This window comes from Synechococcus sp. MU1611, assembly GCF_020514255.1.
Lineage (GTDB): Bacteria > Cyanobacteriota > Cyanobacteriia > PCC-6307 > Cyanobiaceae > Parasynechococcus.
Window position 1 is genome coordinate 405,072 of record NZ_VTLC01000001.1, and the last position, 13,652, is coordinate 418,723.

A 13,652-nucleotide genomic window follows, 5' to 3' on the forward strand; every position below is an offset into this window, starting at 1 on the left:
CGCTTCGGCTCCATTGCATTGAGGTTGGTATCGCTTGTTATGGGCTGTGCTTGCATCTCTCGCTAGGGTCACCAGAACTCGGTTTTGACCTATGCAGGCCTTGGAGTTCCTCGCCCTCGCGCTGGTGAACTTGGCTCTGATGGTTTATCTGTTTGAAAAAGGCTTCAAATTCTGGAAGGAGAACCGTCGTCTCGATCGCCTGGTTAATCAGCATCCCGAAATGAAGGGGGTGCATCCTGACGAGGATGGCCTTTTTGTTTTTGAAAGTGATGACTCCTTAAAGGTTTTGGTTCTGGAGAACGATGAGCCCGGTGTGGATGAGCCCTTCTATGTGAGAGAAGAAGATCTTGAAGAGGAGTGAATGCAAAGCCTGACCTGAAGTTCTGGGGGTAATTCGTGCAGGAATGGAATGATGAATTTGTTACCCAGGCTCAACATGAGCTCACCTCTATGGTGACTGACTGGAAATACGATTACGGCGTCAGTGATCGTGATTGTTCGGCCATGTTGCTCTGGATGCTGATCAAGCTCAATCCCGATTGCAATCTCGATGCCGGTGTTCTGGATCCCTGAGCAGGCGTTGTGTCTTGGGTCGCCAGTGGGGGCGGTGTCGATGGATGGGGGTGATGCGTTTGTCTGCCCCTAGGTGAAAGCACCGATGTTTATTGGTTCTTGGCGATACACAATGAAAGGGTGACCCCCAGCTCAGAACAGGGGGAATCTGCGTCGAACAAGGGGAGGGACTAGGGAACCCTCCCTTTTTTGTGGCTGGCCTGCAGTTCAGCTCACCTAGGCCTTTCTCTGGGGTCTAATCACAAAAAAGCCCGCCAAAGCAGCGGGCCAGGTGATGGGGGATCCCAACATAACGACCACTGCCAATGGATGCAGTGTTTCTTTCTTATTCATGCTGCGGATCCGGTTGCAACTTATGGCCCTGCTGTGAGTGGTATCGCTTTGCGCAAGATCTAGTTCAGTCGCCTGCGTGAGCCGCTGTTACGCCCAACTGCCGGAACGTTTCGGCTCAGATATAGGGCATTGCTGAGTCCCATCACGACGGTGCATCCTGCCGGGCCGCACACCCGGTAGACGTGATGTCCAATGGATTCGACTGTTCCGTTGCCTTGAACGGAGTACGGCAGATGCAGAGGCTCGGCCATGGAACGACGCTTGAGGCAAAACCGTCCTACGGATTTCAAATTGGACTTGACTGCGACATCTGATACGGGTTTGCTTTTCTTTGCCTCCCTCAGTGTTTCTTAGGGATCCAGGCCTGTGCCTTCGTCGGCCTCAGGTTCCTGGGAAGTGACTGGCCTTGAGTCGAACAAGGTGATCCCGCACTTCCAGGTCTGGCATTCGCATCACGCGTTGCATCAGGTCTTGCCGATGGGCGTAAAGCCCCCTGCAACCCTTGATGGGTTCGGTGAGCAGCTCCAGCAGTTGTGCTTTGGCCGTTGTGCTTGTCATGGTCTTTTGCTGCGCCTGGTCTCGTCTTGTCCCCCAAAGCATCGCGAACATGTGATCGCAACACATCACCCATTCGAGTGGTTGTCTGCACTGATCCCAGGCGACGTCTCCCCCATTCGAGGGGTGGCTGCCAGGGTCAGCTTCTTTATCGTGTCGTGTCTTTCGAGGTTCGGATGAGGGTTCTGCAATCCGTTCTGGCTTTGCTGTTGGTGTTGGTGTTGGTGCTGGGTTGCGCAACAGCTTCACCGGTGTTTGCTGCCATGAGCGAGGAGTCGGCGAGTAGTGATTTGATTGCGACGCTCGAACAAGCGCGGGATGTGCGGGAGCAGGCGGATCTAAAAATTCGGGAAAATCTCAAATTGATGGCGTCCAGTTGCCTCTATATGAGTGATTCGTTGAAGGAGTTGATGGCTTTGGAGAATCAGTTTGAAGACCGCCAGATCGCAGATTTCACCGTGGGTATGGCCGATGCGGTCGAGTTGGAATTGCTCGATGAGGAATCCCGGAAGATCAAGGCGCTGTACCGGCGATCCCACTGTGACGACCCGATCATCCTCCGGGAACAGTTGCGGCAGGCGGATCAAAAGCGGAAGGCCTGACTCAAGCAAGCTTCGCAACAGCAGACCCCCGACCCCTTTGACGGAGGGGGCCGGAGGTCTGGTTCTGAACGGTGTCGTTCAGGCTTGAAGTGGCCGTCCCGTTCCGATGAACGGGCGGCCTAGATCGCTCGCTTGTGCATGACGCACTCCATCAGGTTTTCGGCTGAAGGAAAGTCGAAGCGTCTGGCTCGTGGCGCCTGGTGCCATGTTCCAAGGGGTCGGGTGAAGGGGGCTCCTTAGGGCACCTGACACGGTGCAGATGGAGTGCCGATCGGCCTGGCCTTTCGCACAAGGCCCGTCGAAGGGCGCACCCGACAAGAGGTGTGAAAAACTGTTGGAGCAGGGGCCTGAAAGTCAGTTTGCTTCTGACGTCTGCTCGGTTGGACCGTCGTCACGCATGGACGCCTCCGATCTCGATGGACACATTCTTGGGGGTGGGTCGAGTCCCGGCAATCAGCACGAACACGCATTGCCTTTCAGGGCTGAATCGGCTGAAAGTGGGAAGGCCGCGGCCGTGATCTGATTAACCTGAGCCGCCGACCGCGGTTGATGACCATTCCCTTCGGCACGCCTGAGTTTTCGGATGGTCTGCTGAACAAGTCGGTCTCATCCACACGACTGCGTGCCTGGTTGAACACACGTCTTCGCCAGCTCGCCATGGGGCAACGCATCCAGGATGCGCGGGCGTTGCGTAGCGAATTCCTTGTGGAGTGATCAGTGCCGCTCAGGTCTGTTCAGGCAGATCAACCCAGCTCGAGGCAGGCCAGGCCATAAACGTTGCGATCGTGGCCTTTCGGCATCACGCCTTTGTACATGCGCACCGTTGATCCCATGGGCTTGAAACCCTTCGCCGTTGTAAGGGTTTTGGCGGAGTGGTTGTGCCCGGGGGTGTCGATCAAAACGACTCCCTTATGGCGGTCCATGGCGTTGTTTAGCAATAGCGATGCCATCCCAGCGTCTTCTGCAAGCCATGGCCCCACCCGCCAACCGTCGCCAATCGGGAGGAGGCAGGGTCGAATGCGTACATAGCCATGGCATTCACCCTTTGTATCCATGGCCACGAACACCTCCCCGGCCTTGTGGCGAAGCCACAGTTCAAGGAAATGGGGGCGCGGGCTGATTTCGTGGCGTTCGTCGTAACGCTGGATGGCCTCGAGTGAGATGTCGCGCAATGACACGACGTTGATGTCGCTGCGATGGAGAAGGGTTGTGTTCGGGTTGTTCGATTGATCGCTCAGGCACAACATCTGCCGGCGAGTGGTGACGCAATCCTTCTGAAAACCGGCTTTTTCATAGAAGCCAACCATCTGCACCGCTGCTTCTAGACCGATGCACTCCACGCTCTTCAGCGTCTGCAGGGCATGTCGCCAGAGGCGATGGCCGATGCCCTGGCCGCGATGGTCCTGCTTCACAACAAACAGGCCGATGAAGGCATAGCCGGGGTTGTAGGTCACCGCGGCGATGCATCCCAACGGCTGGTTGTTTTGCCAAGCCAACCAGATCCCCTGGCGATCGGTGTTGGCATAGATCTCGATATCGCCCACACCAGGAGCGAAACCCTGTTCACGGGCCAGACCTGTCACAAAGTCAAGGTCGGATGACGTGAATGGTTTGATCTCCAACATCGACAGTCAGGCGAGGGGGCAGCAACCTGAGTGTTCGAACAATTTTCAGGCGCCGTCAGGCGGCCAGGAGAATTGAATCCACACTGGTTGGATAACGGCGGACGTACGCATTGGTTTCCATGGCGACGATGCGCGCCTCTTGGCGATCAGCTGCCTGGAGTTGCAGCGTGTGTTGGCTGCCGTCGTTTGTTTTGTAGCGAACGAGAAAACGTTGAGGATTGGCTGTCATCGGTCTGAGACCTTCCGTCCGATCCGCAGTGTTGCTGGCCGTAGCGCACAGGCAAGAGCGTGAAATGGTCTGTGGTTTCCCTCAACGATGAGATGTCCCATCGGTTGCGCGTGAGCCAGGTCGAGCTTCATGGCTTTGCCGTGAATGCACCCGTCTTACTGCCTCTGCAACCGGATCTCCATCCCCCTGTCAGGGGATACGTCGACCTGTAGGTCGCCGATCCTGTCGTGATGGGCTCTTGCCCGTCTGTTTCGGCTTGGGGAAGGGGAGATCCGAACCGTTGCGGGCGGTTCTCCTCTCCCTGTGTTGCAGCCTCCTGAGCGACGCTTGACCCGGACAGATGTTCATGAGGGGACCAACCCCTGAGGCTCGACCTTCAGGGGTTTTTTATCGCTGTTCAGAGTGAACAGTTGCTCCCTAGGGTGATTCCCAGGACTCACCTGCCCCTGCGGGCTTTTGCTGACCATGACTGCTTCGAAGCTGTTCGACTTTCTCGGCCGGGTGCTGATGGCGGCCGTGTTTGTGAATGCATTGCCGGGGAAGTTCAGCAACTTCGCTGAAACGGCAGGCTTCATTGCCTCCAAGGGCATTCCTGAGCCGCTGGCATCGGTTCTGCTGGTGGCGGCAATTGTGGTGTTGATCGCCGGATCGATTCTTCTGGTGTTCGGTAGTAATACGGTGCTGGGGGCTTCCCTGCTGCTGCTGTTCCTGGTGCCCACCACGCTGATCTTTCACACCTTCCCGGTGGACAGTGGTTTCGCGATGAACCTGGCCTTGATCGGAGCGTTGATCCTGGCCATCACCCGTGCATGGGGCAATGGAGTGCCCAGCTTCACGAACATCCGCTCCAAGGGTTGATCGCCCGTTGGCTGGGTCATGGCAGGGCCAGGGCAGTTCCCTCACGGCGCGGGTCTGCCACCCCTTGCCAAGCACCATCGATTTTCTGCACCAGGGCGGTGCCGCTGCCAATGGGCTGACGACGTAGTGGCCCTTTTGTTGTCAGCTGCTCCAGCGGGAACGGCCAGGCGAGCGGGGGATCGTTTTCCAGCACCAGCGTCTCGCCCCGCCTGGAGAGATGGGGCAGGGCCACCGCTCGCGTTGGCGGCTCGTTCCAGACCATTGATGCCACCAACACCCGGCTGAGTAGATGCGGAATGCTCCGACCGCCAGGGCTGCCGAGGGCCAGCACCGGTTGACCATGACGGAACACCAGGGTGGGCGCCATCGACGACATCGGCCGCCGTCCTGGCAGGCGACGGTTCGCTACCGGTTTGCCGCCAAGGCTGGGTCTGAAGGCGAAGTCGGTGAGCTGATTGTTCATCACCATGCCGGCCACCAGGTGCCGACTCCCAAAGATTGTCTCCACTGAGGAGGTGTAGGAGGCAATATTGCCTCCGGCATCCACGATCGTGATCTGGGTGGTCCCCTGCTCCTGCCCCTGACCAGGCCGACCGAAGGGGTAGCGATCCGTCCCCGGTGGCAGCCCTGGAGTGGGTTGCGTTGCCTCGGCGATCTGCATGGCCTTGGCTCGCTTTGCGATGTACCCCGGATCGAGCAAGCCAACGGTGGGAACCGCTCCATCGCGCGGGTCACGCACCCAATAAAGGCGGTCGGCATCGGCCCAGGCTTGGGCTCGGCCCAGCTGCCTCCAGATTTCAGGCTCTGCTGCGCTGGACCCTGGAAGATCGCTGCTCTGGCTCAGCAGGGCGAGGGTCTGCAGCAGCGCCAACCCACCACTGCTGGGGGGCGGCATCGTGCAGATCTGATGTTGAAGCTGTTGGCGGCAGAGGGGGGCGCGATCCAGCACGGCATAGCTGCTCAGATCGGCTGGGCTCCAGCCACGGAAATCTGGTTCGCTGGCCTGCAGGGCATTGATCCCGTCGAGGATTCGCTGCGCTAACGGCCCTTGATAGAAGGCCGGCCCACCGTCACGGGCCAGCAGCCTCAGGGTCTGGGATAGGGCGCTGTTGCGGAACGGTTGATCCGCCGGCGGGGGCTGGCCACCGGGCAGGTACAGCGCCTGAAAACCGGGGCTGTGGGCCACACCGAAACGCTGGGCAAGACGAATGGAGCGACGCAGCCGGGGGCTCGGTTGAAAGCCAACGCTGGCCAGGCGGATCGCCGGTTGGAAGGTGTGGGCCCAGGCCAGACGACCGTGGTTTTGGTGCGCCTCCCAAAGCAGGGCAATGGTGCCAGGAATGCCGATGGCGTTGGCTTTGGCGGTGGCCTCTCGCCAGGGGAGGGGACTACCCGAGGGGTTGAGCAGGTCGTCGGGCTGGCTGCGCTCGGGGGCCACTTCACGGCCATCCAACACTTCCAAGCTGCGTTGCTTTGCATCCCAGTGGAGGAGGAATCCGCCGCCTGCGAGGCCGGAGCTCTGGGGCTCCACCACGGCCAGCACCGCTTGCGCGGTGACCAGGGCATCGACGGCGGTGCCGCCCTCCCTGAGAATTCTCAGCGCAGCTTCACTGGCCAGGGGATTGGCGGTGACCACCACGGCTGATCCGCTGGCGCTGGAGATGCCCTTGCTACCGGGCTCGGCCGATTCCGGATCATCGCGGCTGATCGGTGCCGCTGTTATCGGGGGGCAGATCAAGAGCGTCAGAGCCAGCAGCAAGGCTCTGATCCGCGGGAGCCCGCTCCTGCTTGTGGCAATAAAAACTTCACTGCAAAGGTTTTTGGAGGAAAAAGTGATCAGATTCCCTCACTCACCCCCCTTGGATTTCAATCCAAGGGCTGAACCTGTCTAGGAAGAGATGTATCCGCAGGCCCACCTACGGGATACATCGCAATCCTGTGGGACAACTTACCGAAAAAAAAGGTTCCTAAAGAGCCCACTCCTCAGGAACAACTCGTGCATGCGGGAATAACTTAATGCTACTCAATCTCTCTTAACAATGAGTAAATTTGCTCAGCGTGAGGGGCCCGGGTCTTTGCGTGGCATTGATGATTGCTATTTCCTTTGTCATCTCGTTTCAACTGGGCAAAAAGAAACCCCCGTCCAAGCGGGGGCTGCATTTCTGTGGCGTTGTCGCGCTGGGATTGGTCAAAGACCAAGGAATTTTGCAGGAATGCCATCCAAGCTGTTGTTTCCCATCATTTGGAAGATGACGTTGATCAGCATCCCTCCAATGTGGATGGCTCCCACCAGTGCCAAGCCTCTCCAGAGCTTCTCAAATGCTGCTGGGGGCTGATTGTTAACCCACGTGCCGGATCCGTTGGTCATCAATTCATTGTGACTTTTGCAACCTTGGCGGAAGCTGTTGTTTTGGTCCAGTATTTGTCATTGACATTCATCAGCGCACGGGGGGAGAGCAGCGCCGCCAGCCTGTCTTGAGCATCGTGTTCCACGCTTCGATGGCGTTGTGGCGGAGCATCCGCCGGCGGGTCTGTGGCATCGGTGGCCGAGGCGGAACCCAGCAGTAGGTGTGCACCGCAACCCACTGGGAATGGACGGTGGCTGAGTCGGGTTTGAACTGCACCACCTTTTGCTGCTCAGGGCTCACCAGCCAGCCTTCACCGCCTGGCTTTTCCGTTGGTTCGTGGGTGGCGCGGTATCGAGGCAAGGGGGTGGGGCGACGGCAAGAAAAGACAGCTCTGCGAAGCGCGTGCTGCCGGAGCGGTGCCCCGACGTGATGGTGGCGAGCCTGATCATGACTGGTGGGCCAAATCGAGCGCGAACCGTTGGGATTGCCAGGGAATGAACAGAGTGTCCTGGATGGAGATGGCAATCTCAGTTGAGAAACATCGATTCACACCTTTTTGATGCTCCAAAAAAAGAAGCTCGTCTCAGTCAAGAAGACGCATCAGAGAAGCTTCCGGAGGCCTGGATTACGACCAATGTCCCACTAAGGCAAGAGATTTTTGCGCTGTCCTGTACTTAACGGACAGGCAATGAAGATCTTTTAGGTTCTCAACAAAAAAACATAAAGTTTTGGTATCGACCTATAAGCAAAAGTGAGAAATTTGAATTATTGGCTTGATAAATTAATGCTACTTCATGCTCTGATCGCTTACATTCAAGTAAATCCGTTTGGCAATAATGGAAAGCCGTCAGGTTGAAGATTTTTCCCAAAAAATAGCCTCGGACTTCGCGCAAGCCTGCAGGAATGATGAGAAAAGTGAGGATTGTTTTGGAACTGCGTACAGCTACGGTCGAGATAATGAGACTCGTTTGACCCATGAAATTATTCGCCTCCAGCGAGAAAGTGGCCTGTCGAGAAGAGAAATTATTGAGTCGATCAGGGATCTTGCAAGTCGTATGAATGCACTTTCTTATGTTTTTCTAGTTGCGGCTGACGTTGCCGAAAAAGCCCTCGACGATGATTGATCCTCGCGGTTTGCATGATCCAAGCCAGCCAAGTGACGACCCTCCGGGCTATGCCCCGCGAGGAGACTTTTTGATGGGCCTAGCGGAAGAAGCGATCAAGGAGACCAGGAGGCGAAAAGTTGAGAAGGAAATTGCCGTACTTGCATTGGCACTGAAGGATTACAAAGATAAAATTTCCACTCGACGCTACGAGCAACTTATGAATCGTCTTGCCGAGCTGAAGAGCCAGCTCAACAGCAATCCTTAAACTCAATACACAGTTTCAGTCGACCTCAGAGGAATGGCTTGAGTGCTGGGTTAATCAGGCTTGCGACGATATCTCTGGTTTAGCGCTGATGACGACTGTACTTCTAGCCGTACTCATGTGGGGGAGTTTCGGCGAAGACTTCTAAAAACTCTCTGATCTATTCAGGAGCAACAATCCTGAAAAGGTATGCAGTTTTTCAGAACATCGACATGGCTTTGATCTTGCTCAATTTGAGTTGATTGAGTCCGTTTAGATCATCATATTTGATCAAATCTTGCTTGATCATGTCGGCCAGTGTGAACAGAATATTGCTGAAATCAAATTCCATTCTTCCTTCGTATTGATAGCGCTCGGTGCTTAAAAAATCGTGCAGGCTCCAGATCGATTCTGGTGTGTCAAGTTTGGCGCTCTGGTCCTTGAGAGTTTCAATCAAGGTCACCACGGATCGTTGCTTGCCCAATGCGAAGGCATGCCGCGCCACCGCTTCTTCTTCGGAGGTCCAGTCGTTCGCAGACATATGGTGGGTGAGGAGGGATAGCGTCGAGCGTCTGGATTGGGCCAGACCTCAGTGAACAAATTGACCCGTGCGCAGTTCTGGTAGCAGGAACCAGGGAGCATTCGGGTTGTTGTGATGCTCGCGATGATAACCAAAATGGTAACAAGCGAGAAGAGATACAAAAGGATGAAGATTCAGGCTTTTAATTGAAACTTCATGGCTCTCTTTAGGGTGTTCTTTGCGATGGGGCAAGTAGGTGCCAACAAAGAAAAGCTGTCCGGTGCTGATGAGCAAGGGAAGCAGATATGTAACGGAAACTGTGATCCATGGATGGTTTTGATCGCTGGAGGTTGCCAACAAAAGAACCATCAAAACCAGGATTAGCCTGCTGAGTTGCGCCGGATTGAGGTAACTCCTCAGAAAGCGAGTCAGCCAGGCCACAACGGAGCGGTTGTTGGTCGGGCAGAAGTCTGGATCGGCTTCCGATTCCGGCATCAGGTGATGCCGGCGGTGATTCGATCTGCAGACGTCGTAATTCAGACCCGCGTACATCCACAAACACACCCGGCCAATTCTCTGATTGATCAGGGCATGACCAGGCGCCAAGCTGTTGTGCATGGCGTCGTGGGCAAGGATGAAAAGTCCGGTGTGCAGGAAGCTGCGACACAGAATCCAGCTGATGATCAGCAGGGGATGCAGCTGATTCAGCTCAATACGCAGACCAATGATCAGCGTGATCAGCCAGGAGACTGAAATCAGTGCTCCTAGTTGTAGGCCTCGCTGAGCAGAGGACTTCAGGCCGTCATTTGGCACCAAGTTTCAGCAGTTCAGCGGGTGAGGCGAGAAGGTCGATCGCAACGAAGTAGATCTTGTCGTTGTCGTCGAGCAGGAAGCGCCAGGCGACGTTCATGCCCACTTCGCGGCCAAACCAGGGGGTTTGCACCTTGCCGGTGACTTTGATCTGGTTGAAACCACCTTCAGTCGGTTCACCGAAGCCGCCTTGGGGCATCAGCTTCAGGTTCTGACAATCTCGCTTGAAGAATTTCAGGATCGCTTCACGGCCCACAATCGGACGCTGGAAGGGGGGCTGGAGAGCGCCGTCGTCGAGGAACAGATCAATGAGCTGATCGAAATCGTTGGCGTTCAACAGCTGCATGTAGCTGAGGATCGTCTGGTTGAGAACGCCAGGAATGAAGATCTCTTCGCGCTCATCCACCGGTGTGGGGGCGACGATCGGCTCCGTCACGATCTTTGTGTCGTCAATGTTGGGATCAAATCCCATGTCGACAACGAAGTTGCGTAGCAGGGTGATCTGCTGGCCTTGCTCGACCTTCTTCACCGCTTCTAGCACCGACTTGGCGTTGGCCGAAAGCTTGTAGCCCTGGGGAATGGGGGCGACTTTGCCCTGGCGCATGAATTCGCCCAGCTCGTACCAGAAGCAGAGCTTTACGTTCACCGACCAATAGGCATAGATATTGGAGATCGGGCTGTTGATCTTGCCCGCGAGGTCACACATGACCTTTGTCTGTTCGTCGAAACTCATGGCCAAGATCTGGTCAAGGGTCGGACGAGCCAACTGCATGCGTGCAGCGCCGGGGGCGGCGATGGTGATGGTCTGCCCCATCTCGAGGTAGGCGAACCAGATCAGTGCCAGCTGGTCTTCTGCGGAAAGCAGTTGGAAGCGGGCTGTGATGGCCGGAACGGCATCAGCAGTAAGAGTGTCCGGGAAGATCTGACGAGCTTTATCGAGCGTGAACATCCAGGACGTAACAAGGTGTTTACAGACTGTAACACTATGTTTCTTTGTGTAAACATTCGCTCCGCTTGGCCTCCTGTTCGTTAGTGAACAATTGGCCTAGCAGGGTTTTGCTCCGAATCAGGGTCGCTGATCAGGAGTCGAGTATTCGTCGTCCAGTCCGTGAGGGTGATCGCCTTTTGGTGGGGCGCTGAAACAAGAGCGGGCCTGCCGGTTCCGTTGGCTTTGGGGTGTTGATCGGCTCTTGTCTGATTGCGTTGAGGCGCAGGTTTATGAATGCTGGCGCAGTTTCTTGAGTTGATCGTCGATCTGAAAGCGCAACTGCCTCAGATTTTCAACATTGATCTCGTTTTCGCCCGCACTCCAGTGCTGCGGGTTGGCGACACGAATCTCGAGTTCACGTAGGCGGGAGCGATCGGTTTGCATGTCGAGCTCCGCGGGCGGCTTCAGTCTGTTGCCATTGCGCCGTGTTCAACATGAGTTTTTTTACCGCTTCGTAGAAAAGAAGTGACTGCAGTCCAGGCCGGTTCAACATCGACTGGATGAACAGCTTCAGCTGGGAAAGGCTTAATTGGAATCAGACTCGAACAGGTGATCCATTAAGGCTGCATAGAGTTTGGTCTTCATATCCAACAGGAGGGCTTGTTCGTTGGCATCACCCCCAGGCCAGCTGACGTAGGCCTCAGCAATCGCCTTGTGCAAAAGGCGCAGAGCGTCTCTTTCCACCGCGATCGTTGTGATCATTTGGTTGCCCTCCATTTGCTTTGAACGAAACAAGCTGTCTTCAGAGATCTCTCGGTTGGCGCATGATCCAGTCCGAGGCGGCTTGCTGTTGTTTCCAGGCCACCAAAAGGTCTTTCGCAATACCGCGGAGGGCCTGAAGATCCTTTGAGTTGTCGATCTCGCGTGAAAATTTCTCGATTTCAAATTTCTGGCCCAGAGTCAACGCAATCGGTTCCATTGGCTTGTGGCTTTGCGACCGGAAAGTAACCCAGAACTTTTGGTTCTGCAAATTGAAACCGTAGTGTTTGCAACCGATTAGAGAGAACTATGATCAGCTCAATACATTGCCACCGTTACAGAACATTTCTGAATGCGGCTAATCAATCGGATCGCAAAGGCTTATGGCCTTAGAAAGCATTTGCAGCTCTGGATCTGATGCATTTTTCCTGGGAAAAACATCTTGAATTATCCCGGAATGTAGCTGTTGCTTCAGACGAAAATCAGGGTACTGCTCTGGCACTTATGGGTGTTGCTCTGACCATGCTGGCCAAGGATCTCCTGGCCCATGAACTTAATGGCTCAGCGCTGCCGTCATCCAGGTCTTGAGCCCGAAGTCCAAGTCGTTGGCTCAAAGAAAGTCCATTTCATCTTCGTTGTTCTCGTCTTCCCGGGATTGGATCCACAGCGCCGATAGCGGAAAGATGAAGCAACTGGCAATCAGAAATTCCATTGAACCTGGCTTCGCTGAACTAACGATCGAGCAAAACTGGCTGGTTATCTGTATCAACTGATCTCGTTTTTTCTGATTTTGGTCGTCGATTGATCCGTTTTGTCTTGTTGAGTGATTGTGCTTATTCAGCCCAGGCTGATCAAGGCCACACCAGCAATCAACAGCAGAACAGACAGCACCAACAAGCTTCCATTCATCGGTTGCTTGTTCTTTTGATCGATTCCATCCCCAGGCGTGCTGCCTGGCGGCCCAGATCAATCGCAGCTTTGGCGCTGCTTTTGATCACATCCCTGGCTGAGCTTCGTACCCGTCGCGGGCTGCGCTGCATGGCGTCGGGCCAGGATCCTTCCGGCCATCGCGGCACGCGACGGGTGACTCGGTCACCGAGTTGAAGCAGGGATCGACGCAGCCGGCTGGCCACAGTTTTTACGCAACAGCATCAATCTGCTGGCTTCATTGCAAGAGTGTTGTGCCAATTGACACGAAGGCGGGTTGGCATCTGCATGGGAAACCCCCAACACAGGGGCGGGGCTTAGCCGTATCTGGAGGTAATGGACATCACTTCATCCCTAGAACCGTTTTCAACATGGCCACCAGTTGCTTCTTGCTGAAGCTCTCCAAGGGTGGCGGTGGTGCTTGAACGCCCTTGGCCTCCAGGGCTTGGCATAGCTCCGCCTTCTTCAGCTTGGAATAGCCCTTGATGCCATTGGTTTTGCAGATGCGCTTGAGGCTCGCCACTGTTTGTTGGTGAAAGCTGCCTTCTCCGAGCAACGCTTTGGCATCCACCTGTCCTGGAAGCGACGCCGACGTTGGCTGCTCTGCATCAGAAACACGGCGCAACTTTTGATCGAGGTCGCGCAGCGCCCGAGCATCTGATTCGGCAACGGTCTTGAGGGTGGCCCGTAGGGCGTCAGCGATCCGTCCCATCGGCTCCTTCCGTGAGTGTTGCTTGCATGGCTTGCTGTTTATCGACCATCGCCGTCAGTTGCTGTTTGGTCGACGTCCAGCGGTTGATGAACCGAATCACTGCTTTGATCAACCTGCCAATGAAGGCACCCCCTTGATAACTTCGGCGGCCGAGTTGATAGGCGCCGAATTCATTCACCAGAGAATCGCCTGCATCCTCCAGTTCGCCCACCACATTGGTCACGATTTCGAGCATTTCATAGGCCTCTTGGCGGACGCTGGCTTCGCGTTCGGCAATTGCTCGCAGCTTGCTTTCCAGTTCCCGCATCGCCGCACGGTTCTGATCGGCTTTGCTTCGGAAGACGCCGCGGCTGATCATCACCGACTTGTAGCTGTTCCTTAGCTCGCAATAGGTCTGGTTCAGGTCGTCTCGATCCAGAGCAACCGGATCAACTAGGAAATGGCCTGTTGGCAAGAGTTCTGGCATCGATGCTTTGCAACACCACAACCTTCTTTCGATTGCTCTGGCATCACCTCCCGCATCTCA

Annotated in this window: 23 protein-coding genes; 7 read left to right on the plus strand and 16 right to left on the minus strand. The window is 55.6% G+C overall.

Annotated features, from left to right (window positions below; translation table 11 throughout):
• Positions 1-91: 91 nt before the first annotated feature.
• The gene (locus FZZ92_RS02320) at positions 92-361 is read left to right on the plus strand and encodes a hypothetical protein (protein ID WP_115021808.1); all 270 of its coding nucleotides are present in this window, start codon (positions 92-94) and stop codon (positions 359-361) included.
• Between the two features lie 604 nt (positions 362-965).
• Here the strand turns inward: FZZ92_RS02320 and FZZ92_RS02325 are convergent.
• Positions 966-1,157, minus strand: coding sequence for a hypothetical protein (locus FZZ92_RS02325; protein WP_226422484.1), 192 nt, complete (start codon positions 1,155-1,157; stop codon positions 966-968).
• A 130-nt stretch (positions 1,158-1,287) separates the two neighbouring features.
• Positions 1,288-1,464 carry a hypothetical protein gene (locus FZZ92_RS02330; RefSeq protein WP_166017056.1) on the minus strand — a complete coding sequence of 59 codons (177 nt, stop codon included), beginning with the start codon at positions 1,462-1,464 and terminating at the stop codon, positions 1,288-1,290.
• 155 nt (positions 1,465-1,619) lie between these two features.
• Here FZZ92_RS02330 and FZZ92_RS02335 point away from each other — a divergent pair, with 155 nt between their 5' ends.
• Together FZZ92_RS02335 and FZZ92_RS02340 are read left to right on the plus strand one after the other, a co-directional pair.
• Positions 1,620-2,063: a hypothetical protein gene (locus FZZ92_RS02335; protein WP_226422485.1), complete on the plus strand. Its 444-nt coding sequence runs from the start codon at positions 1,620-1,622 to the stop codon at positions 2,061-2,063.
• 549 nt (positions 2,064-2,612) lie between these two features.
• Entirely contained in the window at positions 2,613-2,777 is a 165-nt protein-coding gene (locus FZZ92_RS02340; RefSeq protein ID WP_226398580.1) for a hypothetical protein, read from the plus strand.
• 29 nt (positions 2,778-2,806) lie between these two features.
• Here the strand turns inward: FZZ92_RS02340 and FZZ92_RS02345 are convergent, their stop codons facing one another.
• Positions 2,807-3,646, minus strand: coding sequence for a GNAT family N-acetyltransferase (locus tag FZZ92_RS02345; protein WP_370631228.1), 840 nt, complete (start codon positions 3,644-3,646; stop codon positions 2,807-2,809).
• Between the two features lie 97 nt (positions 3,647-3,743).
• Positions 3,744-3,917, minus strand: coding sequence for a hypothetical protein (locus FZZ92_RS02350; protein WP_226422486.1), 174 nt, complete (start codon positions 3,915-3,917; stop codon positions 3,744-3,746).
• 465 nt (positions 3,918-4,382) lie between these two features.
• On the opposite strand from FZZ92_RS02350, the gene FZZ92_RS02355 reads away from it, so the two are divergent.
• Positions 4,383-4,775, plus strand: coding sequence for a DoxX family protein (locus FZZ92_RS02355; protein WP_166017052.1), 393 nt, complete (start codon positions 4,383-4,385; stop codon positions 4,773-4,775).
• Between the two features lie 16 nt (positions 4,776-4,791).
• On the opposite strand, the gene FZZ92_RS02360 is transcribed toward FZZ92_RS02355, so the two are convergent.
• The 3 genes from FZZ92_RS02360 to FZZ92_RS02370 form a co-directional block, all read right to left on the minus strand.
• Positions 4,792-6,543 carry a gamma-glutamyltransferase family protein gene (locus FZZ92_RS02360; protein ID WP_370629829.1) on the minus strand — a complete coding sequence of 584 codons (1,752 nt, stop codon included), beginning with the start codon at positions 6,541-6,543 and terminating at the stop codon, positions 4,792-4,794.
• Between the two features lie 420 nt (positions 6,544-6,963).
• Entirely contained in the window at positions 6,964-7,143 is a 180-nt protein-coding gene (locus FZZ92_RS02365) for a hypothetical protein (RefSeq protein ID WP_137006815.1), read from the minus strand.
• 70 nt (positions 7,144-7,213) lie between these two features.
• Entirely contained in the window at positions 7,214-7,483 is a 270-nt protein-coding gene (locus FZZ92_RS02370; RefSeq protein WP_226422487.1) for a DUF1651 domain-containing protein, read from the minus strand.
• Between the two features lie 476 nt (positions 7,484-7,959).
• Here FZZ92_RS02370 and FZZ92_RS02375 point away from each other — a divergent pair, with 476 nt between their 5' ends.
• Positions 7,960-8,247: a hypothetical protein gene (locus FZZ92_RS02375; RefSeq protein WP_186570062.1), complete on the plus strand. Its 288-nt coding sequence runs from the start codon at positions 7,960-7,962 to the stop codon at positions 8,245-8,247.
• Entirely contained in the window at positions 8,240-8,494 is a 255-nt protein-coding gene (locus tag FZZ92_RS02380) for a hypothetical protein (RefSeq protein WP_226422488.1), read from the plus strand. Before FZZ92_RS02375 ends, FZZ92_RS02380 begins: the two co-directional genes overlap by 8 nt.
• Before the next feature lie 196 nt (positions 8,495-8,690).
• On the opposite strand, the gene FZZ92_RS02385 is transcribed toward FZZ92_RS02380, so the two are convergent.
• The 6 genes from FZZ92_RS02385 to FZZ92_RS02410 all read right to left on the minus strand — a co-directional run bounded on the left by FZZ92_RS02385 (position 8,691) and on the right by FZZ92_RS02410 (position 11,758).
• Entirely contained in the window at positions 8,691-9,011 is a 321-nt protein-coding gene (locus FZZ92_RS02385) for a hypothetical protein (protein ID WP_226422489.1), read from the minus strand.
• Positions 9,012-9,059: 48 nt separating this feature from the next.
• On the minus strand, positions 9,060-9,803 hold the full coding sequence (locus FZZ92_RS02390) for a fatty acid desaturase (RefSeq protein WP_226422678.1): 744 nt from the start codon (positions 9,801-9,803) through the stop codon (positions 9,060-9,062).
• A complete protein-coding gene (locus tag FZZ92_RS02395) occupies positions 9,793-10,749 on the minus strand; it encodes an orange carotenoid-binding protein (RefSeq protein ID WP_166017048.1) in 957 nt (318 codons plus the stop codon). The genes FZZ92_RS02390 and FZZ92_RS02395 overlap by 11 nt, the downstream gene beginning before the upstream one ends.
• A 267-nt stretch (positions 10,750-11,016) precedes the next feature.
• Positions 11,017-11,172 (minus strand): hypothetical protein, encoded by a 156-nt coding sequence (locus FZZ92_RS02400; RefSeq protein WP_166017047.1) that lies wholly within the window; start codon positions 11,170-11,172, stop codon positions 11,017-11,019.
• Positions 11,173-11,313: 141 nt separating this feature from the next.
• Positions 11,314-11,523, minus strand: a complete 210-nt coding sequence (locus FZZ92_RS02405) for a hypothetical protein (protein ID WP_226422490.1) — start codon at positions 11,521-11,523, stop codon at positions 11,314-11,316.
• Between the two features lie 7 nt (positions 11,524-11,530).
• On the minus strand, positions 11,531-11,758 hold the full coding sequence (locus FZZ92_RS02410; protein ID WP_226422491.1) for a hypothetical protein: 228 nt from the start codon (positions 11,756-11,758) through the stop codon (positions 11,531-11,533).
• Between the two features lie 146 nt (positions 11,759-11,904).
• Here FZZ92_RS02410 and FZZ92_RS02415 point away from each other — a divergent pair, with 146 nt between their 5' ends.
• On the plus strand, positions 11,905-12,075 hold the full coding sequence (locus FZZ92_RS02415) for a hypothetical protein (RefSeq protein WP_226422492.1): 171 nt from the start codon (positions 11,905-11,907) through the stop codon (positions 12,073-12,075).
• 317 nt (positions 12,076-12,392) lie between these two features.
• Here FZZ92_RS02415 and FZZ92_RS02420 read toward each other — a convergent pair whose 3' ends face one another.
• The 3 genes from FZZ92_RS02420 to FZZ92_RS02430 all read right to left on the minus strand — a co-directional run bounded on the left by FZZ92_RS02420 (position 12,393) and on the right by FZZ92_RS02430 (position 13,592).
• The gene (locus FZZ92_RS02420) at positions 12,393-12,620 is read right to left on the minus strand and encodes a hypothetical protein (protein WP_166017043.1); all 228 of its coding nucleotides are present in this window, start codon (positions 12,618-12,620) and stop codon (positions 12,393-12,395) included.
• Positions 12,621-12,757: 137 nt separating this feature from the next.
• Entirely contained in the window at positions 12,758-13,126 is a 369-nt protein-coding gene (locus FZZ92_RS02425; protein ID WP_226398568.1) for a hypothetical protein, read from the minus strand.
• Positions 13,110-13,592: a hypothetical protein gene (locus tag FZZ92_RS02430; RefSeq protein ID WP_226422493.1), complete on the minus strand. Its 483-nt coding sequence runs from the start codon at positions 13,590-13,592 to the stop codon at positions 13,110-13,112. The genes FZZ92_RS02425 and FZZ92_RS02430 overlap by 17 nt, the downstream gene beginning before the upstream one ends.
• Positions 13,593-13,652: the final 60 nt, after the last annotated feature.

What these genes read in the sequence shown, in the direction of transcription:
- FZZ92_RS02375 (WP_186570062.1), top strand. Translation starts at nt 7,960, where the DNA reads ATGGAAAGCCGTCAGGTTGAAGATTTTTCCCAAAAAATAGCCTCGGAC.
- FZZ92_RS02395 (WP_166017048.1), bottom strand. Translation starts at nt 10,749, where the DNA reads ATGTTCACGCTCGATAAAGCTCGTCAGATCTTCCCGGACACTCTTACT.
- FZZ92_RS02400 (WP_166017047.1), bottom strand. Translation starts at nt 11,172, where the DNA reads ATGCAAACCGATCGCTCCCGCCTACGTGAACTCGAGATTCGTGTCGCC.
- FZZ92_RS02350 (WP_226422486.1), bottom strand. Translation starts at nt 3,917, where the DNA reads ATGACAGCCAATCCTCAACGTTTTCTCGTTCGCTACAAAACAAACGAC.
- FZZ92_RS02340 (WP_226398580.1), top strand. Translation starts at nt 2,613, where the DNA reads ATGACCATTCCCTTCGGCACGCCTGAGTTTTCGGATGGTCTGCTGAAC.
- FZZ92_RS02380 (WP_226422488.1), top strand. Translation starts at nt 8,240, where the DNA reads ATGATTGATCCTCGCGGTTTGCATGATCCAAGCCAGCCAAGTGACGAC.
- FZZ92_RS02415 (WP_226422492.1), top strand. Translation starts at nt 11,905, where the DNA reads ATGCATTTTTCCTGGGAAAAACATCTTGAATTATCCCGGAATGTAGCT.
- FZZ92_RS02325 (WP_226422484.1), bottom strand. Translation starts at nt 1,157, where the DNA reads ATGGCCGAGCCTCTGCATCTGCCGTACTCCGTTCAAGGCAACGGAACA.
- FZZ92_RS02355 (WP_166017052.1), top strand. Translation starts at nt 4,383, where the DNA reads ATGACTGCTTCGAAGCTGTTCGACTTTCTCGGCCGGGTGCTGATGGCG.
- FZZ92_RS02365 (WP_137006815.1), bottom strand. Translation starts at nt 7,143, where the DNA reads ATGACCAACGGATCCGGCACGTGGGTTAACAATCAGCCCCCAGCAGCA.
- FZZ92_RS02385 (WP_226422489.1), bottom strand. Translation starts at nt 9,011, where the DNA reads ATGTCTGCGAACGACTGGACCTCCGAAGAAGAAGCGGTGGCGCGGCAT.
- FZZ92_RS02330 (WP_166017056.1), bottom strand. Translation starts at nt 1,464, where the DNA reads ATGACAAGCACAACGGCCAAAGCACAACTGCTGGAGCTGCTCACCGAA.
- FZZ92_RS02430 (WP_226422493.1), bottom strand. Translation starts at nt 13,592, where the DNA reads ATGCCAGAACTCTTGCCAACAGGCCATTTCCTAGTTGATCCGGTTGCT.
- FZZ92_RS02425 (WP_226398568.1), bottom strand. Translation starts at nt 13,126, where the DNA reads ATGGGACGGATCGCTGACGCCCTACGGGCCACCCTCAAGACCGTTGCC.
- FZZ92_RS02320 (WP_115021808.1), top strand. Translation starts at nt 92, where the DNA reads ATGCAGGCCTTGGAGTTCCTCGCCCTCGCGCTGGTGAACTTGGCTCTG.